Source organism: Paenibacillus violae (assembly GCF_032461945.1).
GTDB classification, from domain to species: Bacteria; Bacillota; Bacilli; order Paenibacillales; family NBRC-103111; genus Paenibacillus_E; species Paenibacillus_E violae.
On sequence record NZ_JAWCUD010000005.1, the window covers coordinates 200,655 to 222,553 of the forward strand.

Here is a 21,899-nt window from a genome sequence, read left to right on the forward strand (position 1 = left end):
ACATAGAAGAAGAGGAAAGGACTGACACCTGTGGCACTCAAGAAAGCAATGATTATCGTAGACAAGGGAAACAGCAAAGAGAATGTGCAAGTTTTGTTTAATCCGGGTGAGTATACACTTGATACGAGCAACAGCTATTCTTGGAATACGGTGCCGGGTCTGTCCATGCCTATCGGCCAATTCGTGAGCGGTGGGACGACCACGCTCTCCATGGATTTTTATTTTGACACCTACGAAAAAGGGACCGACGTCCGTGAATATACGAAGAAAATATCCGGTCTGTTAGATGTAGAGAAGGAACTGCATGCGCCTCCGATTTGCCGGTTTGTCTGGGGGTCTCTGGACTTCAAAGGCGTTGTCGAAAAGGTGAATCAACAATTCACCATGTTCCTCGATACGGGAGTGCCGGTTCGTGCCAAACTGAAGGTTACCTTTCGTTCTTGGCACACGAAGAAAGAGCAGCTGCAGACCATTCCCCGCCACTCGGCGGACCGAACGAAACAGAAGATGTTGAAGCAAGGGGAGCAGCTATGGATGATTGCCGCCCACGAATATGAAGATCCCAGCTTATGGCGGGAAATTGCCAAAGCCAATCAGATCGATAATCCGCTAAAAGTTGTAACGGGACGACGTATTGCAGTCCCAAGATTGGACTGATCCGATGGCGACTCTAAGCTTGGAATCCAGTACATTCACCTACGATGATTTAGCTAAGAAGTACAAAGAGTTTTTCGCGCCAGCTTATTTAATTACAGTTGATGGGGCGAAACTTTCTGATAATGTAGCCATATCCACGATACGCGTGGAAACTTCGATTGATGGAACGGCGGATTCTTTTTCATTCCGAATTACGAACGCTTATGATGTGACGAATAATGATTTTCAGTGGCTATCGGATTTTACATTAGGGAAAGCCATCGATATCAGTCTTGGTTATGTGGATAAATTCACACCGGTTTTTACTGGATTTATCACATCCGTCGTTGTTGATTTCCCAGAGGACGGCTCACCCGGTCTCATTGTACGAGGGATGGATTTCTCGTATTTGATGATGAAGGGGACGAAGTCCCGCTCGTGGAACAAAAAGAAATATAGCGATATTGTAGAGGAAATCGCCAAGACCTATGGTGCCAAAGTTCATGTTGATGCAACGACGACGGAATATCCGGTGATTGCGCAAAGCCAGATCAATGACTTTCATTTTATTCAAAATTTAGCTAATTTGGTCAACTATGATTTCTTCGTTGTAGGAAAGAACTTGTATTTCCGCAAGCCGTTAACCGAGATGTCGCCTGTAATGACGCTGGAAATGGGCAAAACGTTGAACAACTTAACCATCGACATGAATCTTGCCGAGCAGATCACCAGCGTGAAAGTACGGGCATGGGATAACAAAGAACTGAAAGTGATCGAAGGAGAGTCGGCCACCATTGCGAAGCTTGGCAGTAATTCCAAGACTGGCAAAGATATACTCGCAGCCAAAGGGGATTTCGTCGAGCATGTTTATACGAATGTTACCTCTGTGGAGGAGGCCAAAACGTATGCCAGTGCCTTGTTGAACAGACGAGCGATGAAGCTGATCAGTGGTTCAGGAGAATGTATCGGCATCCCGGAAATTAGGGCAGGACGGTATATCAAGCTTGGTGGTGTAGGCAAAAAGTTTGATCAGCCCTATTACGTGACCGGCGCTACGCACCTGATTAATGATGACGGTTATACGACGCGCTTTCAGATAGGAGGGAATGCAGTCTAATGTTTAAACTTCCCGATATCACCCTAGGCGGTGTTGCCAACTTCGCCTCCCAGAAAATCGGCGGTGTGATGGTCGCGGTTGTGACCAACAATAACGATCCCGATAAGCTTGGGCGGGTGAAGCTGAAGCTGCCCCTGCAAGAAACGGAAACCGAAACGGATTGGGTTCGCATTGCCACGATGATGGGCGGCAAGGAGATGGGCAGTCTTTTTATCCCGGAAGTGAATGACGAAGTGTTAGTCGCTTTCCATCTCGGGGAGCTGCGTCAGCCTTTCGTGATCGGCATGTTGTGGAATCCGAAGAACAAACCGCCGGCGCCGGCGGAGAAGAACGATCTGCGGATGATCAAATCGCGTTCAGGCCATGAACTATCTTTCAATGATAAAAGCGGTGACGAGAGCATCACGATCAAGACCAAAAAAGGCCAAATCATTGAGTTGAAGGATAAGGACGATAGCATTTCAATTGCCGATCAGAGCGGGAATAATAAGATTTTGATCAAAGGCGGATCGGCTAATGAGATTTCGGTTGTCAGCCAAACGTCCAAAATTACCCTTAACGCCAAAGGCGATGTAGCCATTGAAAGCTCAAAAGAAATCAAAATTAAATCAACGCAAATTAACATAGAAGCCTCCGCAACGATGGCTCTTAAAGCAGGGGCTACACTGGATTTGAAGTCAGACGGCATTATTAATATCAAAGGCAGTATGGTCAAAATCAACTAAACCAAGGAGCGTGGACGGATGTCGGAAGCATTTTTGGGGCGAGGCTGGAAATTCCCGATTCAAGTCGACCCTGCGACAGGGCGAATTCGGATGTCCGAATATGAGGAAGACATTGCTGAAGCGATCCGCGTTATTTTGGGCACCACCCAGGGAGAACGGGTGATGCGTCCGAGCTTTGGCTGCGGCGTGCAGGAGTTTATTTTTGGCTTAACGGACGATACCTCCCTGCATCTGCTGGAAAGCAATATCCAGGAGGCGATTCGCAATTGGGAGCCGAGGGTCCATGAGGTGGATGTGAAGGCTGTGCCGGAAGCGGATGATCCGGGTAAAGTCATGATTCGCATCTCGTATCTGGTGCGTACGACGAATAACTTGTTTAACCAAGTGTATCCTTTTTACTTATACGAAGGTTCGAAATAGAAAGAGGCAGCGGAAACGATGATCATACGTGCAAGAGAGGAGGTGGAGCTGAGCGATGCAACCTCCCAAAATTGACCCTAGAGATATACCGGATCTCATAGCGCAGATGAAGGAAATGGCGCCTTATTACACGCCGGAATGGCGCTTTACGCCTGAGAACCCGGACCCGGGTTCAGCGTTATTCCTTATGTTCGCGGACATGTTTCAAGACAACATCAAACGTTTGAACCGGGTGCCTACGAAAAACCTCATTGCGTTCCTCAACATGTTCGATGTCACACTGCTTCCGGCAAGACCAGCCAGCAGTTATTTAACTTTTGCGCTCAACGAGGGAACGAAAGAGTCTGTGTTTATATCGGCCGGAACGCAGGTTGCTGCTTCAGTAGAAGGCAGTAATATTTTGTATGAAACCGCCCGCAGCACACTGTTGACGCCTGCCCTGCTGACGGATGCTTACGTGACAAGCCGTAAACAGGATAAGATTATTCGCATAGCGGAGGAATTTTTGACCGCCTCCCGGCAAGGTTTGGCAGCCCCGACAAAGCTTTTCCGGCTGCAGGGCGACAACTTGCAGGAGCATGCCATCTTTTTGGAGCATAACGCTCTCTTCACCTTGTCCAGCACGGCGGAGATTGAAATTGAATTCCGCAACTCCAAACGGCGGTTCGAAGAGCTGGCGTTAGCCAGCCAACTGGCTGACCCACAATTCACCGAGTGGTTGTATGCCACAGCGGATGGATGGATGCCTTTTGACCAAGTAAAAGCCAAAGGCAATCGGGTCATCCTTTCGAAAGCGCACGAGGGAGAACTTGGCCTGAAGGAAGTAAACGGAAGAGAAGGCCGATGGATTCAATGTCGGTTGAAGCCTCTTCTGCCTGGCGGGAAAACATTGGCGGACAGCCAACTGTCCATGGACCATATTTCGTTCAAAACCGATTATGTCGATTCGCTTGAACAAGGCGGCATTCAGCCAGATCTCATGTTTTACAATGATATTGCTGCGGATCCGAGCGGTTTCTATCCATTTGGTGATCAGTTTGCGTTGTATGGCAGTTTTTACATCGGCAGCCAGGAAGTGTTCACGAAAAAAGACGGCGATATAAAGCTGAGCTTTGGACTGCAAGCCATTGAGAACCGATTTGGAGCGGAGCCGACGGAAAATATCGATTGGAAATTGGTAATGAAAAAGTCCAAATTCGATAAGCCGCCTGTCGTCCATATTACGCTGCTGCAGGTCGCTTGGGAGTATTGGAATGGTACCACTTGGGTGCGTCTTGAGGTGGGAAAAGAAGCGGAGAAGCTGTTTTATTACCCGAAGGAGCAGAAAGTGCGTAAAGACATTCGCTTCCGCTGTCCGCTTGACCTAGAAGCTACTTATGTGAACGGCAACGAGAACCATTGGATTAGAGCAAGGATTTTACATATCGAAAATGCGTACGTGGCGCAGGCGCTTTACTTATCCCCGTGGATCGATGAGGTCTCTATGACCTATGAATACGAGGATCGTCTTTATCCTGCTGAGCGTTGTTTGGCGCTGAATAATACGGTATTTGAAGATCGAACGCGGCACAGCAAGCAGCTCGAAGGGGGCTTTGAGCCATTTCAGCCGCTAGAGGGCAGCCATCCAGCTCTGCATCTATGTTTTGATTCGCCGCCTGTCAAAGGGCCGATTTCGCTGTATGTTTCGGTGAAACAGCAGCGGTTTGCTGAGCAGGATTTGCCATTGTTAGAGTGGGAATATTTGCGTGCTGGCTTAATGCCCGGACACGCTTCAGAGTGGGTCCCACTAAAGGTGATCGACGATACGAACGGTTTGACGCAGAGTGGTACGGTGCAGTTCGTAGGTCCATCTGATTTTGCTGGTGAATCTTTGTTCGGCCGAGAGGGATTCTGGATTCGTGCCGTGAATCGAGACGATAAATACGATGATCTAACAGGACGGATACAGATTCCAACGCTACATGGACTCTACATGAACACCGTTCAGGTGCTCCAACAGGAGACGATTATCGGAGAAGTTCCTGAAGCCAAAGGGTTGGAAGAATTGGAATACCAGCTGAGCCGTACCGGCATCGTTTCGGAAGAAGTCTGGGTCGATGAGACGGAATTTGTAACGGAAGAAGAGATTGCTGAGTACGAAAGAGCTGGCTTGCCACAGATGGAAATTAGCCGAGATTCGGAGGGCAATTTGCTGCAGTTGTGGGTTCGCTGGGTGGCCGTAAGTCAAATGGCCGATTCAGGAAATAAGGATCGCCACTACATGATCGATCGTACGTTTGGCCGGATTCGTGTCGGCGACGGTGTTCATGGCATGCACCCTCCAAAAGGCGGATTGGCGCAGCTCAAAGTGACGTATCAAGTGACTTCGGGGCAAATAGGCAACGTAGGAGCACGTGAAATTAATCAGATGCAGGATTCAATCGCATTTGTCGGCGAAGTGTATAATCCGGAGCCGGCCTCTGGCGGCTGCCAAGCCGAGAAGCTGGAGTCGGCCCTGCAGCGCGGTCCTGAGATGCTGAAGCATAGAAACCGTGCGGTCTCAGCCAAAGATTACGAGTGGCTTGCGCGCGAAGCGTATCCGAACATTGCCAAAGTGAGCTGTATCGCCAATCGAAATGCTTATATGCAAAAAGAGATCGGCGCGATGACACTTGTCATCTTGCCAAAAGAAGGCCAACAGGGAAGCCTTGCGTTTCCTGTGCTTAAGAAACAAGTTGAGCGTTACATTATCGAGCGAGCATCGAGTCTCGTTGCTTTCCCGGAGCGACTCCAAGTGATTGAGCCGGTGTATATGGAAATTTCCGTTTCGGCCATCGTGGCTGTTGAAGGCATGGATGCCGTCGTTACGACGGAAATACAGGCAATGGATAAGCTGAATCGCTTCTTGGACCCATTGACGGGGAACTTCGACGGCAAAGGTTGGGCCATCGGTCAGCAAATTCATCCATCTGTATTTTATGCGCTGCTGAAGACGATTCGAACGATCAGCCATGTAGAGAAGCTCTACATGACGGTTTATAAGCTGGAGGACGGCGAGCGCGTCGAGCTGGATGTGAACCGACTCCCGGCGCTCCCGCACGGCATTATTGTGAGCGGCAAGCATAAGGTGGTCGTGAACGCTTTGTAATAGGATGATTAAAGGAGGTGAGCACAAGTGCTGCCAATCCCTAATTTGGATGACCGAATGTTTGAACAGATGGTGATGGAAGCGCGGAAGTCGATTCCCAAGCTGTTTCCCGAGTGGACGGATGAGAATGAACATGACCCTGGGATTACGCTGCTGGAGTTGATGTCATGGATGACCGAGATGCAGCAGTATTACTTAAACCGCGTTACGGAGAAGAATGAGCGGAAGTTTCTGAAGCTGCTCGGCATTCGTCCGCGCGAAGCGGTGTCGGCTGTTTGTCATGTGGCATTTTCCAACGTGGATCAGCCGCTTGTGCTTCCGAAGGGAACGCCGCTGAAAGCGATGGATCAGCGCTTCGAGACGGCTCGCACGGTACAGCTTGTGCCTTCGACGCTGGAGAAGGTGCTGGTGCGCACAGAGACGGCGGCTGGCGATTTTACATCCAATAATCAGGCGAAGATTGCTTATTATGCCTTTGGATCAGATGCGATCAAAGGAGCACATCTGTATCTTGGGTTCGATCGGGCGCTGCCGGTGGAAACAGAGGTTTCCTTGGCTTTTCAGCTATACGACCGCTATCCGGTCCGTGTGAGTCATCGGGAAGATGAGGCGGCAGCACCCATCATATCATCCGCAAAGGTCGGATGGACGTTCGCTGGAGCAGGACAAATTGCGGGACAGGGTCAGCGTGGACAAAGCGAGAGCTGGCTGCCGGTGGAAGCGGTAAGCGATACGACGGTTCACCTGTCACAGAGCGGTGAAGTGCGTTTCCGCATCACTTCCGAGATGACGCCCATGGCGCTTTATCCAGCTGACGACCGCAGCCGCTACTGGATCTGCTGTACACTGGAGGAGGACGGTTATGAGCTTCCGCCCAAAATTGAGAAGATAAGCCTGAACAGCGTGCAGGCGGCAGAGCAGGAAACTTTCAGTGAAGTGACGGCATTTAGCAGTACGGGAGAACCTGATCAATGGTTCGAGGTCAGCTCTTACCTCGCCTTTGGCGGGCTGCACACGGTGCAAGTACAGAATGAGCAGGGCCGTTGGCGCGACTGGCATATCGTCGCTGAGCTTGCGGACTACGGACCGGAGGATCTCGTCTGTCAGCTGCTGCAGGATTCGGCCCGCCGTACAACCCGTCTGCGCTTCGGCGACGGGGTGAACGGCAGCATCCCGCCGCAAGGTGCGCAGCGGGTGCGGCTTATTGCCTACACGGCCGAGTTCGACTACGGCCGTTATATTGGAGGCAGCAAAGGTCTGCCGGGGCAGACCTTTGAGGTCGCTCGCGGCCGCACGTTCAAGCCCAGCAGCATGCTGCTGCAGGTAGGGTATTGGCCGCGTGGGGGAGGCAGCGTCGTGTGGGACGACTGGCAGTCCGTGGATGACTTCGATAATTCGAAGTCCACGGACCGCCATTACGTCTACGACGCTGAAGCCGGAACGATCCGCTTCGGTAATAACGAAGCGGGGCTTGTCCCGCCCAAGTCGGCGGAACCGAATATTCGGTTCCTGGCGCTGCAAGCGGGCGGGGGTGAGCGGGGCAACGTGAAGGACGGCCTCGTGACCGGCTTCACGGAAGAGCACGGCGTGAGCGTGACGAATCCGTTCCCGGCGCGGGGCGGCCTGGAAGCGGAGACGCTCACGCAGGCCAAGCTGCGCGTCCGGCGCGAGCTGGACACGCCGACAAGAGCGGTGACCGGCGAGGACTACGAGCGCATCGCCAAAGCGACGCCGGGTCTGCGCGTCGCGCGGGTGAAGGCGATCCCGCTGTACAAGCCGGGCATGCGGGATTATCCCAAAGTCAAAGCGCCGGCGCAGATGACCGTCGCGGTCGTGCCTTATAGCGAGAGCGATAAGCCGAAAGCGGGCAAGGGCTTTCTGCAAACGATCAAAGGGCATCTGGATCGACACCGGCTTCTGACGACGGAGCTTCACGTGATTCCGGCGGAATATATTAAAATCACCGTTCACGCCGTGGTTGTGATGGAGCCGAAGTACAAAAACGAGCAGCGCCGCATTACCCAAGAGCTGAGACAACTGCTTCAGCCGATGGATCACGGTCAGGGCTCGGAGGGCTGGCGTTTCGGCCGGACGGTGTACAAAGGCGATATATACGGCGTTATTTCCCGGATCAAAGGTGTCGTGTATGTGCAGGATCTTTGGCTGGATGCTGAAGGCACCGGTTTTCAAAAGGATGGCGCCGGCGATATTCACATCCCTCCTTATGCGTTGGTCTACTCCGGTAATCACGAGGTGGAGACGATTAGCCAGACGGATTTATAGCTGCTGCAAGGAGCGCTTTGTTGGTAACGCATGTTACATGAGATGAGCACGTATACGTGCATATGTATGTGTATGAGCAGTACGGGCGGACGCTGAGAGGGAACTATGATCCCTTATTTTTGCGATTTACTGCGAAATGTGCTGGTTAGCGGAACTACGGGGTCTTATTTGCACCCAAGGTGGGTTAAATACAGCAGCAGCGTACAAATAGCGGCCTGTAGTTCCCTTTGTTGGCGGAACGGGTCCTGAATGAGTGGAATAGCGTACCCTAGTTCCCTTTCACACCGTGTACGGAGGCTTAAGGTAGTGCATGGTTGAAGTAACACAGTGTACATGGTAACGGGGTTCAGGGATACGACAGAAAAGAGGTGACGGACGATGCAGGATGGTCAAACGTTTTTTTCATTGAACAAACCGCTCGATTGGGAGCAGGGCTATGAAGCCAACATCGACATGCAGGAGAAAGGCTTTTCGATTCGGCAAACAGAGAAGTACAGCATTCATCGCATCGTTCGCACAGACGAGTTGGAAGGCATACACCCGATTCATGAAATGACGGTTGGCGCTGGAAGGAAGCTAATTCTGCTGGACGAGGCCTCGAATGTGTGGATCTACGATGATCAAAGCCGCCATCTCGAGTCATTATTTCGGCACGGGCATGGGCTGTTCAGCCATCAGGCCAAGCTGGCTTCCATGGCGGACCTTCTGGTCATTGCAGACAGTGAGCAAGCAACGGAAAGAAGGATTGCTGTGTATTCCCTCTCCAATGGTCAGACCATGTGGGCTGTTGATGCGTGGCAGGGGCTAGAGCTTTATCCGCTCTCAGTCAATTCCAAATTAGCGACGAAACATACGTTTTATACGACAGTCCCTTTGGATATTGCGGTTGGTATGAATGGAAGTCCGGAAGTTCCTAAGGGCGGTAGGATTGGCATCCTTCAGTGGAGCTCGGCCGGCGAGGTTGTGCGCGTATATGAGCATGACATGCACCGCATGGAAGAGGCGGTTGAACTTACTGCACTGAAGGGGCGCTATTTCACTGCTGCGGCAGACGGCACTTTGGCTTTATTGGATGCGCACCTCAGAACCGTTACGGTATTCCATGAAGATGGCCGGGAGCCGCTGCATTTTAAACTGGAGCAGGAAGGGCGCTTTGCTGGCATTTCCATTGATACGAATCATAATCTCTATATAGGGGACAGCGGATACGCACAACTAGAGGGAGTTACCGAGCGGTTTATTCTCAAATATCGCGGAAACGGCGAGTTTTTCGATAAAGTTACGAACTTCCGTGGCCGAGTTGATACGTTAGTGCACGACAGCCGGAATCGGCTGTATGTGTTTGACCGAATTAGCGGTCAGATTAGCTTGCTTGATCTTCGGGCCCGGACGATGCTGCTTGAGGGGACTCAACTGCCGGAGGCGGTTTATTTCTCGGGAGACCTGGACACGACAGAAACCGAAACACAGTGGCACAAAATACGACTGGAAGCCGATATTCCGGAGGAGACGCAGGTTCGCTTTTCCTATTTTGCCTCAGATGAAAGTGAAGGGTTGGTAGATGGCGACTACGTAAATTATACAAGCTACTTGACGGATCCGGGGATTGGGGTGCGCGAAAAGCTCGCAGCTACCCGCGATTTGTGGTCAGAGCCGATTCTCAATCCGAAAGATGCGCTGCTGAATGCGAGGGGCCGTTATCTCTGGTTCAAAATGGAATTGATCGGCAGCGAGCAAAAGTCGCCGTACATTCGCAAGCTGCGCGTTTACTACCCAAGAACGTCGTTGATTGACTATCTGCCGCCGATCTATCAGCAGGATGAGGAGCATAGCCCGTTTCTGGAACGTTTTCTGGCGATGTTCAGCACGTTTTTTGATGATATGGAGGATAAAATCGACCATATTTCCGCTCATTTTGACCCGGATGCGGTAACGGGCACTTATCTCGAATGGCTGGGCCGATGGCTGGCGATCACCGATCATGAAGCATGGGGCGAGAAGAAGCTGAGGGAATTGATGAAGCAGGCGCCAGAATTGTATAAATTACGCGGCACTCGCGAGGGTTTGATTAACATGCTGAAGATTTATACGGGCACGGAACCCTTTTTGCTGGAATATTTTCAATTCAAGCAGATGCAGGAGACCTCGGAACTGCGGCAGCTTTTTGCCCAATTATACGGGGATAATCCTTACTGCTTCTGCATTATGCTGAAGCCTGAAGTGGTGCGCACCGACGCACAGCGGCTCACGATCGAGCAAATCATTGAAGATCAAAAGCCTGCCTATACCGAAGGCAAACTGATCGTGCTGCAACCGTGGATGTACGCGGATATGCATACGTATCTGGGAATTAACACTTACTTATCTGAGCCTACGTTATTAACGCTCGACCAGCGTTCCTCGATGCCTTACAACACGGTGCTGATCGATGTGGATCGCGATAAACGCATGGATATACATACCAGGTTGGAACTGGATTCCGAAATCGAATAAACGAAATGAGCCTTGGAAGGTGAGGGGATACTTATGAAAAAAACACGCTATTACCCGTTTGAGCGCAATCGGTATTTCTATGGAAAGCTGCTGACGGTCAGGGATTTTGAGTCCGAGCAAAAGTATTTCAATGACAAGCGAAGAATGATGAATCGTCTCCTTCATGGGTCTGGTGTGCTAACGGGCCTGCAAGTCGTCGCTGTGGATGAGAAGTCGGTTTCGGTTGAAATGGGAGCCGCTATTGATGCGCTAGGCCGGGAAATTGTCGTCCCTTCCCCCATGACATTGAAGCTTTCGATGATGGATGGGTTCAGCAACAACGAATACGCGAAGAACGTATACCTCTGCATAGCTTATGATGAAAAGGAAAAAGAGCCCGTTCACGCCGTAGCCAATTCCTCCGTTCGTTCGGATGAAATTAATGATTATAACCGCGTGCTTGAGAGCTACCGGCTATTTATTCGTGAGGATGCGCCGGAACCTTCGAAGCTGCCTTTGGCGAATTTGACGGACCAAACGATTGTGCTCTACCAGGACGCGCATGTGCGTGTACTTCAAACGACACCTCGCTACGTGAATCCGGGTCAGTTGTTTGAGATGAAGCTGCGTTTTGAGAAGACGTTGCGCGTAGGGCGGATTTCTTTCCAATATGAGCTGGCAGCTGATCGTGTTGAAGCGATTGACGGCAATTCGATCTTGTTTGAAGAGCCGCAGGATGTGCAAGAGAGTGAGTACGAAATGACCGTGCTTCTGCGGGCGGATAGCAGCGTAGGTGTGAAGGCGACGGTCGGTGTGCAGGCGAGCACGGCTGCCTTGAAGCTGGACGATAAGCAGCTTGAACTGCAGGCGCAATCCGTCGGCGAAATTCAAATTATCGGTGATGCCGTTCGTGAACGCTTGATGACGGATTTTGTGAAACAATCGTTGGAAGCCTCCTTGGAAGCTCCATCGGAGCCTTGTATTTATTTGGCCAAAATCTGCCTCATTCAAGTGGGACCGACTTATGTCATTGAGAGTGTGGAGCAAGTACCGTTTGGCGAGTATGTGTACAATTCATCGGTCATGTACCGACTTGCCAGAACAAGCGAATACCGCGATGAAACGACAGGCCAGTTTGTAACGAAGTCCAAAGTGAAAACATTGGCACCGGGGCAGCCGCCGGAATTTAAAGTTAATTTCAATAAAGCGATTAGTGAGCTTTCGTTTGATTTGGGGATTCCGGCTGGTGGCGGAAGCGGTATTGCCGGCATCGTGAGCGGTGTCGTGGACATTCCGGTGGAGCCGTTCACGAAGATTGCGGTGTCGCCGTTCGGGAAAGCGACGAAAAGCTTTTTCTCCGGCGAGATCGTGCACGGACTTGGTGAGGGCAACGTTTTGATCATCACGAGCTTGGAAGAGAGCAGTGCGGATGCCTTCTCCGACATCCTGTCCAGCGGGGAGCGCGTGTATGGTGGAGCATCCGATGTGTTCAAAGGCACGGAGTTTGAGCCGGACACGCCGGAAGTGAAGATCGGCACGATCGCCTATCCGCAGAAGGGCACCTTCCGGATCGGTGTGAAGGTGCAGCAAACGTCCGAGCCGTCAAATGTGCGCGTGCGCTGGTGGGCGTACAGCGCTGAGATGGCGGGTGCGGTATCCGCTTCAGCGGGGAGTGACTCGCTGGACCAGGCACTGTCCGCGATGCGGGAAGCGGCTTCGGCGGGGAGCGGTACGGAGTAATGGAATAATGAGACAAGGACCTCTTGGGGTCCTTGTTTTTTTTAGGAGTAACTGCAACTATGGCGCCTCAGTGGAAATAGATGGAAAGCCTACCGCTAATCCGTGCTGCAAAGTGGCTGTGAGCAAAATAACTGCAGAATCTCCATCTTAATCGCCAATTGCTACGTGAAACTTGCTAGATTTGGCGATATCAGCGGTAGAATTTCCAGTTAATTGGGTAAAAGTGGATTATTTGCAGAAATTAACAGGAGTAATCGGCGTTAAGCGCAAGTAATTCATCTACTCCTATGCCCGAGCAGCGCTCGTCTATGACACCTCAGCCGTAATTGATAACCTTGATCGATCTAAGCAGAAACAGACCTCGCAGTACCCTGAGCACCAGCCGCATGATTGGCTTTATCCCCTTCACGCACCCTACCAAACACAAAGTAAAACACAGCCCAAATCACAAACGACAAGCCGGCAAGCACTAGACTAATATTGCTAAAAATAAAGCCGGAGGAATAACGGTACAGCGGATTCCAGCTCGCAAAACTGCCAAGATCAACGGCTTTGCTGTAGACGCCAATTGCGATGCCTTGCGCAATGAAGTTGATCATGGCGAGCATGCCCATGCCGACGCCAACCTGCTCCGCCTGCAACGTTCTGGACACGGAGTTGGAAACGGCGATGACCAGGAAGGATTGCCCCACGTTGCCGAGAATCAGGAAACCGGCAATAAGCAGCGGAGAGCCGCCGGTGAAAGTGGAGAGCAGCAGGAAGCAGCCCACTAATAAAATAGCGGCCAAATAAGCGACAAAGGAGTTGCCTCTGGCATCCGCAAGTTTCCCGCCTTTGCGCCCGAATATAGCCGCTGCAGCGGCGGCCGGGATCATCATGCAGCCGATCCAAATGGAAGGCAGCTTGTGAACGTTGGCGAACAGCAGTGGGCTAAGCACGTAAAGGGAGCAGCAGGTGCCGTTCACAAGGAAGGAAATTGTAAGCCCGAGTGTGTACTTGGCATTCCTAAATAGCTTCGGAGCAATAAAAGGCTCAGCCGCCTTGTTGATCCGAACAAGGAATAAGGCCAAAGCGAGCAACGCGCCGAGAGCAAGCCATAATCCTTTGGATACGCTCATCAAAAGCAAAGCAATGGCAGCGGCGAGGATGATCCCGCCAAGCCAATCAAAAGAGCCGCCGCTCCCAGGCAGCTCCTCGCGCAAATAGCGGCGGTACAAAGGGAGTACCGCCAGAACCAGCAGCGGCACCGCGAACAGCCACCGCCAATGGACGGTGCTGATGATCAAAGCCGCTACCACAGGGCCCAGCGCGTTGCCGAAGGCGAGTCCAACGGCTGTCATGCCAAGCGCGGCGCCCCGGCGCTCGGGAGCGAAATACCGCAGCGGGATGATCATCGCAATGGCGGGAATGACGGCGGCTCCTGCAGCCTGCAGGCAGCGGCCGATGAGTGCCATCGCGAAGGTTTGCGACGCGAGCCCGATCAATGAGCCGGCAGCAAACAGGAGGAGCCCGAAGGTGACGATGCTCTTCAGCGTGTAGCGGTCGGCCAGCTTGCCGTAAGTGACAGCGCCGATCGCGTAGATGAGTATATAAGCGGAGGACAGCCAGCTTACTTGGGAGAGGCTGAGCGAGAATTGCTCGCTGATTTTCGGTAGGGCGATATTGAACATGATGCCGGTCATCATGGAAATCGTTAAAGTGAACATGAGAACACGCATTAATTTGTTGCTGTTTGGCTGTGTTCCGGCTGCAAGAACAGATGTTGTTGCTGGAGCTGCGCTAATCATAGGGAAGACCACGTCCTTTTCCTTTTAAAATGACTGTCAGTACTGACTGACATATAGGGGGTAAAAAAACTAGGGCTGCAATGCCCTAGTAAACACTCTTACACTCTCAAGTACGAATGGTTCTAACCTGATACTGGAGTAATTCGTCTGGCTGTCAAGATCATTCATGAACGCGCCGAACTGCATCATCATGAAGGAGAAGGCGTGAAGCTCCGGGTTATCGGGGATTATTTTGCCTTGTTCCGCCATCGTGGTGAAATAATCAGTTAGGAATTCCAGTAGTTGCTGTGGATGTTTTTGGGTGCGCTCACGGAATCCCGGCAGTTGTCCGTCTTCTTTGAGCGAGATCTGAATCATTTTCCGATTGCGGTTCATAATCTCGTGATAGGTCTTTGTAATGAGCAGCAGGTCGGTCTCAAGCTCCCATACCAGCTTTTCGGCGAACAACTTCTTCATTTCCTCCGCATAATGATAGCGGTCATAAGCCGCTTCAAGCAGCTTCTGCTTACTGCCGAAATGGCGGAATAACGTCTTCTCGCTGAGGCCTGCCGCGGTGGCAATCTCGAGCGTGGTTACCCCGTTATAGCCCTTTTCGGCAATCAAATTGAGCGCGGATAAAAGCAGTCGATCACTGCTGCCAATCTTGCTGCTGGTGCTGTTCATGGCAATCCCTCTTCCGAAACAATGTCAGTACTCACTGACATTTATCTTAAGGGACGTCGATGAGAAAGTCAACCAAAGAATCCAATGAGCAGAATACCCAGTGTGATGAGAATGGAGCAGGTGATTCGCTTCTTGCCTTGTTTTTCTTTGAGGACGACAATGCCTAAGATGGTGGCGAAAACCGTGCCGATCTCTCGAATCGGTGAGATATGGGCAACGGGTGCATATTTCATGGCGAATAAAAACAACAAATAGGACCCCGGATTCAATATGGCTCCAAGCAAAATAATGCGGGTGTTCAGCTTCCATTCAAGCCGCAGCTGCTTGGAAGCGATGACGATCGGCGTCAGCGCAGCAACGAATCCGATATTCGTCACTTCGAGCAAGGAAATGGCCGAAACATGCTGCAAATTTAGCTTATCGACGAAGACGTAGCAGGTCGTGCATAAGCCTACGCACAGAGCCATTAGGAAAGGCTTAATATTCCTGCAAGATGCAGTTCCCGACCTTTTACCCACGAAGATGCCACTGAGTGCAAGGAAGCCAGCAACCATAAAGAGCAGCCCGAGCCAGCCGTAGATGGATAATGACTCTCTAAGGAACAAAACCCCTACAATAGGGATTAATAAGGTGCTGGTACCGCGCATGATCGGGTAGATTTGAGACAAATCACCCATATTGTAGGTGCGTGCCAAGAGCAGCGCATAAACGCTCTGAAAAGCTGCTGACAAGAGCAGAAGCCCGTAAGAAGATAAGGATAAAGGATGAAGCCATAATTCTCTGATCAAAAAAGGAAGCAAAACCACGGTGGTCACCATAATGATTGACCAGAGGAAGACACTTTTATTGTTGCTGCTTTTGGTGAATAAGCTCCAAATGGCATGGGTTAAGCCGGAAGCTATGACAAGTAAGATTGATACGATAACCAAGCCATCATCTCCAAACAAAATCGGTAAAATTATTCGCCTGGCGTATGCTCAGCTTGCTCGCTCACAACCGTGCCATCGGCTAGTCGCAGCCAGGTTTCGAAATTGCGCTCCCCTTGGCGAAGCCGGATCATCCGCGCGCCGCGGGGAAATCCCTCTTTGCCGTACGTGTTATACCCGGTGGCACGGCCATAGCAAAGCTCAATGCCATGCAAATTGCCCCGATAATCATTGACATGGTCGTGGCCGCAGAAGGTGCCGATGACATCGCCCATTTCCACCATGGCTGCAAAGAGGCCGGAGTTAACAGGTGCGCAGCACACAGGTTCATGCTTGCTGCCATAACAGATTTCTGTGTCCCAGACTTGCTTATACTCCGGAAGCGGGATATGGAAGAAAGCCAGTGCAGGCAAGGCATGCTCAGCATTTTCTGCTTGCAGCTTTCTCGAAGTGTCTACGTACCAACCGATTTGGCTGCTGCGAATCCAATCGTATCCTTGAATATGCGGCACGGGGGATTGGTTGCCCGAGTCAAAAAAATACAGTGCAGCAGCATCTTCTCCGTCAGCACCTTGAATGGATAACGCGTAGTTGCCGGTTCCATGAATATCACGCGGGCCGCGCTGTGTCACGGTATGCGATTGTTCCAACACGGCTTGCATGAGGTCTTCACGCGTAATGATCGTTTCCGTATCGTGGTTGCCGAATACAACCGCCCAAGGGATTCCGCGTGTTTCTACGGCGTGGACGGCTTCCCGAAACGCATCCAGCGGCTGTTCGCATCCGGGTTCGCCGGGAGTCACGTATCCGGTGTAGATAACGTCGCCTGTAAATACAACCAGATCAGGCTTCTCTGCATCCAGCACATCTTCCATCAGTTTCCGTGTCTTCTGATCGAGGGGGCCGCCATCGATCCAATGTAAATCTGTAAATTGAGTAATCGTAAAGGTCTGATCTTCACGAAAGAGCAGTTGATGCTGCATAAGTGTATTCCTCCATATTTTTTTATGTGAGTGTTGTTTTCGTGTGGTTTTTTATTAAAATGTTGTTGTTTGTTGACAATTGTATAACCGGCGCTCTGGAACTGTCAATGAGAAATTTACAAATCATTTACTTTTCATTCCATCAATCGAATCCATTCAGATCAATCGTCTTCTGGCATCGCGTTGACAGGCTAACCTCCGGCTTATACACTAGATGAAAACAACATGAAACATCACGATATTGCTATCATCGGTCATAGGCAGGAGGTTATTTATGTCATTAACATTCGAGGATCGCAGGATGAAGATCCTGAATCATTTGGAGTTGGAAGGAAAAGTACAGGTTCTTCATTTGTCTGAGCTCCTCAGCGTTTCGACCGAAACAGTCCGGAGGGACTTGGATCGTTTGGAGAAGGAAGGCAAACTTCGCAAAGTGTACGGCGGCGCAGTCAAAATGCGCATGGAGCTTGTCGAGCCGCCTTTTCTGAGACGGACGCAAATGATGAAGAAAGAGAAAGCGGCGATTGGCAAGGCGGCTGCTTCCATCGTGCAGGACGGGGAAACGATCATGCTCGATAACAGTACGACAACGCTCGAGATTTTGCCTTACTTGAAGGATCATACGAATGTTACCTTGATCACGCACTCTGTCCCTGTCCTTAATTTGGCGATGGAGACTTTTGGCGGCCGAATTATTTTCTTGGGCGGAGAAGTCAGTCTGGAACTCAAAGCGGCCACGGGCTCCCTTACGGATCAGATGTTGGATCAATTTAAGGTGAACAAAGCGTTCATCTCGGTTGGCGGTATTTCACTTGCCGATGGGATTACCGACTTTCATTTGGCCGAAGCGGTCATTTCACGAAAAATGATGCAGCGGGCGGAGGAGGCGATTCTGGTGGCAGACCATTCCAAATTCGGCATGTCGACTTTCGCCCGAGTGGCCAAGCTGGATGAAATCTCGATGCTGATCACGGACTCAGGCTGTCCGAAAGAATGGATCGACACCATCGAAGCGTTGGGCATTGAAGTGTTGATTGGCGAATAACCCCGAGCCATTTCATAATCGCTACTGAACCGCTTGCATATAGCGGGGAGGTGGCGATTTTTCCTTTGTTTTTCAGGGAATTCTCATAAAATGAAGATGCTACAAAAAGAGGCGACGACCTTTCTTAAGAAAACAATATGACTGAAAAATAAGCGATATACGGCTTCCACCTTTACCATGTATGCTTCATTCACAGGCTAATCCGCATATGGCATTAGCGCCAAATGATCAATAATCATCCAGGGGAGTGTTTCTATGAAAAGAAATAAAGCATTCAAAGTGCTTCCTGTACTTGCCTCCGCGCTCGTACTATCCTTAGTAGCAGCTTGCGGCAATTCAGGTACAACCAAAGAAGCAAACGGAAGCGCATCGCCGGCTACAACGGCATCCGTTTCTAAAGATCCTGTGAAAGTAACGTTATGGACACCGATGAATCCCAACGCGAAAGCGGTTGTCAAAAGCTTGAACGAACTTCCTATGGTCCAGGAATGGGCGAAAAAGACGAATGTGTTGTTTGACTTCCAGCATTCCTCCGGAAACACGCCGCAGGATGACGTTCAGCAGTACGGCGTAATGGTTGCTTCTAATAATTTGCCGGATTCGATGCTTTGGAACTGGAATAGCGTGCAGGGTGGAACCGCTAAAATGTTCAAAGACGGCACGATCATTAAACTCAATGACTTAATTGAGAAAAATGCCCCGAATTTGAAAAAAATCTTGGATGCCAATCCGCAAATTGCCAAGCAAATTAAAGCGGACAACGGCGATATTTACGCGCTGCCCCACTTAAAGGTCGGCGAATACGGCCAATACAAGACGTTTAGCGGTATGGTGATTCGCCAAGATTGGCTTGAGGAGCTTGGTTTGCAAGCGCCGGAAACGGTCGACGAGTGGGAAGCGGTGCTAAGAGCTTTCAAAGAGAAGAAAGGCGTGATTCCTTTCACTCTGAACAAAAGCTATCCGCTTTCCTTCGCTGACTTCGCAGGTGCCTATGGTGTTGCGGGCATGTCGACGATTGCCAATGCAAGCTCTTTCTATATCGATGGAGGCAAAGTGAAATTCGGTCCTACCCAGCCGGAGTTTAAGCAATATTTAACGACGATGCAAAAATGGTACAAAGAAGGTCTGATCGATCCAGACTTCGCTTCGAATGATACGAAGACGATGGATGCCAAAATTACCTCCGGTAAGGCGGGCGCATTCTATGGCTTCATCGGCGGCAGCATCGGGACCTACACACCGGCGCTTCAGAAAACGGATCCGAAAGCGAAGCTGGCGGCTGTGCAGTATCCGGTTCTGAAAAAAGGCGACGAGCCGAAGTTCGTGCAAGCGTCATGGGAATATGACAATATCGGAACGGTCATTACAAGTTCCAATAAACATGCGGCAGAAACGGTCAAAGCCATCGACTATTTGTACAGCGACGAAGGGGCCATGCTCAAAAACTTTGGCATAGAAGGCCAAACGTATACAAAAGCTGATGGTCAGCCGAAGTATACAGACTTGATTTTGAAAAATCCGGACAACCTGCCGATTTCCCAAGCGATGGCCAAATATTTTATCGCCAACTACGGCTTCTCCGGTTTGGATGATGACCGTTACAACGATCAGTACTACCAATTGCAAGCACAGAAAGACGCAGTGAAGCTGTATGCCAAATATGCGAACAACGCGTATAAAGTCATGCTTCCGCCAGTTGTTCTCTCGACCGATGAAGCAAAAGAGTCTGCGAAGATTCTGAATGATGTCAGCACACTGCTGACTGAACAAATCACGAAAGTCGTGATGGGCACTGTGAAAGTAGAAGACTACGATAAAACGATGGAGCAAGTAAAAAAGATGAACATTGACCGTGCGGTTGAGATTTACCAAGCGGCGACGGATCGTTATAACAAACGTTAATATAAGGCTGGAGTACGGGGAGCTCAGCCTCCCCTTTTTAATACATCAATAAGGAAGTGAGAACATGGCGAATTCCATTCGGGGTCTACTCGACGACATTAGAAAAAATCGCGCAATCTACCTGATGGTATTGCCGGTTGCGCTGTACTTCTTCATTTTTAAATATTTCCCGATGTACGGAGCGGTCATCGCTTTCAAGGATTTTAGCCCGGCGAAAGGGATCTGGGGCAGTGATTGGGTCGGCTTTGCACATTTCAAAGATTTCTTTCAAAGCTATTATTTTGTTCGCGTGCTGCGCAATACGTTCTTAATCAGCTTCTATAATCTGATTTTCGGCTTCCCGGCACCGATTATTCTCGCCATTTTGCTCAATGAAATTCGCCAGAAGATGTTCAAGTCCATCGTACAGACGATTTCCTATTTGCCGCATTTTATTTCCATTGTCGTTATCTCTGGATTGATTATAGATTTTACAAACCGCGGCGGCATTGTGAATTCGATCATTATGTTCTTTGGCGGTCAGGATTCAGCACTCATGAATAATGCGGAGAACTTCCGTACCATTTTCGTTTCCACATCGATTTGGCAAGAACTGGGCTGGTCATCCATTATTTATTTGGCTGCGCTTAGCGGGATTAACCCCGAGCTGTACGAAGCTGTTCGTGTTGACGGGGCGGGAAGGTTCCGCCAAATCTGGAGCGTAACGCTGCCAGGGCTCATCCCGACGATCATGATCCTGCTCATTCTTCGGATCGGCGGCTTGATGGAGGTCGGCTTTGAGAAGATTGTCCTGCTTTATAATCCGAATACGTATGAAACGGCGGATGTGATCTCATCTTTTGTTTACAGAGAAGGGCTTGCCCAAGGGAATGATTACAGCTATACGACGGCTGTGGGGCTGTTCCAATCGATGATTAACTTTGCCTTGCTTATTAGCGCTAACAGCATATCCCGCCGATTCTCGGGCAGCCGGTTGTGGTAGCCTAATCTTACGACGCCGGCTTTTCTTACGAAAAGGTCTCAGGAGGTAACGAACGATGAAACTAAGCGCAACTGAGCGTCTATTCGATATCGGTAATGCGATTCTTATGATCTTATTAATTATTTGCACTGTGTACCCGTTCTACTATGTGTTCATGGCCTCTATCAGCGACTCAAACTTGCTAATTCAGCATACGGGGCTGCTTCTTAAGCCGTTAGGTTTTAACTTAAGCGCCTTCGAGAAGGTAATTGCGAATCCAAACATTTTGAGCGGGTATGGGAATACACTTTTAATTTTGATTCTAGGTACGGCGGTTAATCTATTTTTTACAACACTAGGCGCTTATGCCCTGTCCAGAAAGTTTGCTTTGCGTAAATTCCTGATGATCAGCATTGTGTTCACGATGTATTTCAGCGGGGGGTTGATCCCGACATATTTGCTAATCAACAATTACCTGCACATGGGCAACAGCTATCTGGCGCTGATCGTGCCAGTAGCCATATCCACGTGGAACTTAATTATTATGCGGACTTCGTTTGAAGCCATTCCGGAAGGGTTGATGGAATCGGCGAAGATTGATGGCGCAGGCGAGTGGCGCATTTTGTTCCAGATCGTGGTTCCTCTGTCCATGCCGGTTATTGCCGTCATGGTGCTCTACTACGGTGTTGCGCACTGGAATTCCTGGTTTAACGCCATGCTGTTCCTTCATGATCGGGAGAAATTCCCGCTGCAGTTGATTCTTCGCGAGATTCTCGTCCAGAACAGCACGGATTCGATGACCACAGGTACGGGGAACGCGAACGATACGCAAGCGATTGGAGAAAGCATTAAATATGCAACAATCATGGTTGCGACGTTACCGATCCTCATTGCTTATCCATTTTTACAAAAATATTTCGTAAAAGGTGTTATGGTCGGAGCGATTAAAGAATAATACAACCAGAACCTGTTCTCTTTTTGGATGTTCGAAAAGAGGGCGGGCTATTTGGGTTTTCGGCTTAAGGGCAGGAAAACAATAAAAAATGATGATGCTGCAAGAATCGTAGATGTACATTGGGGGAAGAAGATGGGATAATGCGCATACAGCATGA

Annotated in this window: 16 protein-coding genes; 12 read left to right on the forward strand and 4 right to left on the reverse strand. The window is 50.2% G+C overall.

Annotation, left to right across the window (positions count from 1 at the left end):
• Nucleotides 1–30 precede the first annotated feature (30 nt).
• The 8 genes from RQP52_RS16845 (at nucleotide 31) to RQP52_RS16880 (ending at nucleotide 12,520) form a co-directional block, all read left to right on the forward strand.
• A complete protein-coding gene (locus RQP52_RS16845; protein WP_174806852.1) occupies nucleotides 31–657 on the forward strand; it encodes a CIS tube protein in 627 nt (208 codons plus the stop codon).
• 4 nt (nucleotides 658–661) lie between these two features.
• Nucleotides 662–1,753 (forward strand): phage late control D family protein, encoded by a 1,092-nt coding sequence (locus RQP52_RS16850; RefSeq protein ID WP_315952957.1) that lies wholly within the window; start codon nucleotides 662–664, stop codon nucleotides 1,751–1,753.
• The gene (locus RQP52_RS16855; protein ID WP_127458140.1) at nucleotides 1,753–2,478 is read left to right on the forward strand and encodes a phage baseplate assembly protein V; all 726 of its coding nucleotides are present in this window, start codon (nucleotides 1,753–1,755) and stop codon (nucleotides 2,476–2,478) included. Before RQP52_RS16850 ends, RQP52_RS16855 begins: the two co-directional genes overlap by 1 nt.
• An 18-nt stretch (nucleotides 2,479–2,496) precedes the next feature.
• Nucleotides 2,497–2,898 carry a GPW/gp25 family protein gene (locus tag RQP52_RS16860; protein WP_079410475.1) on the forward strand — a complete coding sequence of 134 codons (402 nt, stop codon included), beginning with the start codon at nucleotides 2,497–2,499 and terminating at the stop codon, nucleotides 2,896–2,898.
• A 55-nt stretch (nucleotides 2,899–2,953) separates the two neighbouring features.
• Nucleotides 2,954–6,025, forward strand: a complete 3,072-nt coding sequence (locus tag RQP52_RS16865) for a baseplate J/gp47 family protein (protein WP_315952958.1) — start codon at nucleotides 2,954–2,956, stop codon at nucleotides 6,023–6,025.
• A 27-nt stretch (nucleotides 6,026–6,052) separates the two neighbouring features.
• The gene (locus RQP52_RS16870; RefSeq protein ID WP_315952959.1) at nucleotides 6,053–8,308 is read left to right on the forward strand and encodes a putative baseplate assembly protein; all 2,256 of its coding nucleotides are present in this window, start codon (nucleotides 6,053–6,055) and stop codon (nucleotides 8,306–8,308) included.
• Between the two features lie 378 nt (nucleotides 8,309–8,686).
• Nucleotides 8,687–10,801, forward strand: coding sequence for a phage tail protein (locus RQP52_RS16875; RefSeq protein ID WP_315952960.1), 2,115 nt, complete (start codon nucleotides 8,687–8,689; stop codon nucleotides 10,799–10,801).
• A 33-nt stretch (nucleotides 10,802–10,834) separates the two neighbouring features.
• Nucleotides 10,835–12,520, forward strand: coding sequence for a hypothetical protein (locus RQP52_RS16880; protein ID WP_315952961.1), 1,686 nt, complete (start codon nucleotides 10,835–10,837; stop codon nucleotides 12,518–12,520).
• Between the two features lie 344 nt (nucleotides 12,521–12,864).
• On the opposite strand, the gene RQP52_RS16885 is transcribed toward RQP52_RS16880, so the two are convergent.
• The 4 genes from RQP52_RS16885 to RQP52_RS16900 form a co-directional block, all read right to left on the reverse strand.
• Nucleotides 12,865–14,307, reverse strand: coding sequence for an MFS transporter (locus RQP52_RS16885; protein WP_315952962.1), 1,443 nt, complete (start codon nucleotides 14,305–14,307; stop codon nucleotides 12,865–12,867).
• Nucleotides 14,308–14,376: 69 nt separating this feature from the next.
• Nucleotides 14,377–14,970 (reverse strand): TetR/AcrR family transcriptional regulator, encoded by a 594-nt coding sequence (locus tag RQP52_RS16890; protein ID WP_315952963.1) that lies wholly within the window; start codon nucleotides 14,968–14,970, stop codon nucleotides 14,377–14,379.
• A gap of 68 nt (nucleotides 14,971–15,038) precedes the next feature.
• Complete coding sequence (locus tag RQP52_RS16895) at nucleotides 15,039–15,899, reverse strand: EamA family transporter (protein ID WP_315952964.1); 861 nt, start codon at nucleotides 15,897–15,899, stop codon at nucleotides 15,039–15,041.
• Nucleotides 15,900–15,928: 29 nt separating this feature from the next.
• Nucleotides 15,929–16,879: a metallophosphoesterase family protein gene (locus tag RQP52_RS16900; protein ID WP_315952965.1), complete on the reverse strand. Its 951-nt coding sequence runs from the start codon at nucleotides 16,877–16,879 to the stop codon at nucleotides 15,929–15,931.
• Nucleotides 16,880–17,153: 274 nt separating this feature from the next.
• Here RQP52_RS16900 and RQP52_RS16905 point away from each other — a divergent pair, with 274 nt between their 5' ends.
• The 4 genes from RQP52_RS16905 to RQP52_RS16920 all read left to right on the forward strand — a co-directional run bounded on the left by RQP52_RS16905 (nucleotide 17,154) and on the right by RQP52_RS16920 (nucleotide 21,742).
• The gene (locus RQP52_RS16905; RefSeq protein WP_315952966.1) at nucleotides 17,154–17,924 is read left to right on the forward strand and encodes a DeoR/GlpR family DNA-binding transcription regulator; all 771 of its coding nucleotides are present in this window, start codon (nucleotides 17,154–17,156) and stop codon (nucleotides 17,922–17,924) included.
• A gap of 255 nt (nucleotides 17,925–18,179) precedes the next feature.
• Entirely contained in the window at nucleotides 18,180–19,826 is a 1,647-nt protein-coding gene (locus tag RQP52_RS16910; protein WP_315952967.1) for a type 2 periplasmic-binding domain-containing protein, read from the forward strand.
• 64 nt (nucleotides 19,827–19,890) lie between these two features.
• Nucleotides 19,891–20,808 carry an ABC transporter permease gene (locus RQP52_RS16915; RefSeq protein WP_127458127.1) on the forward strand — a complete coding sequence of 306 codons (918 nt, stop codon included), beginning with the start codon at nucleotides 19,891–19,893 and terminating at the stop codon, nucleotides 20,806–20,808.
• Between the two features lie 55 nt (nucleotides 20,809–20,863).
• Nucleotides 20,864–21,742, forward strand: coding sequence for a carbohydrate ABC transporter permease (locus tag RQP52_RS16920; RefSeq protein ID WP_315952968.1), 879 nt, complete (start codon nucleotides 20,864–20,866; stop codon nucleotides 21,740–21,742).
• Nucleotides 21,743–21,899 lie beyond the last annotated feature (157 nt).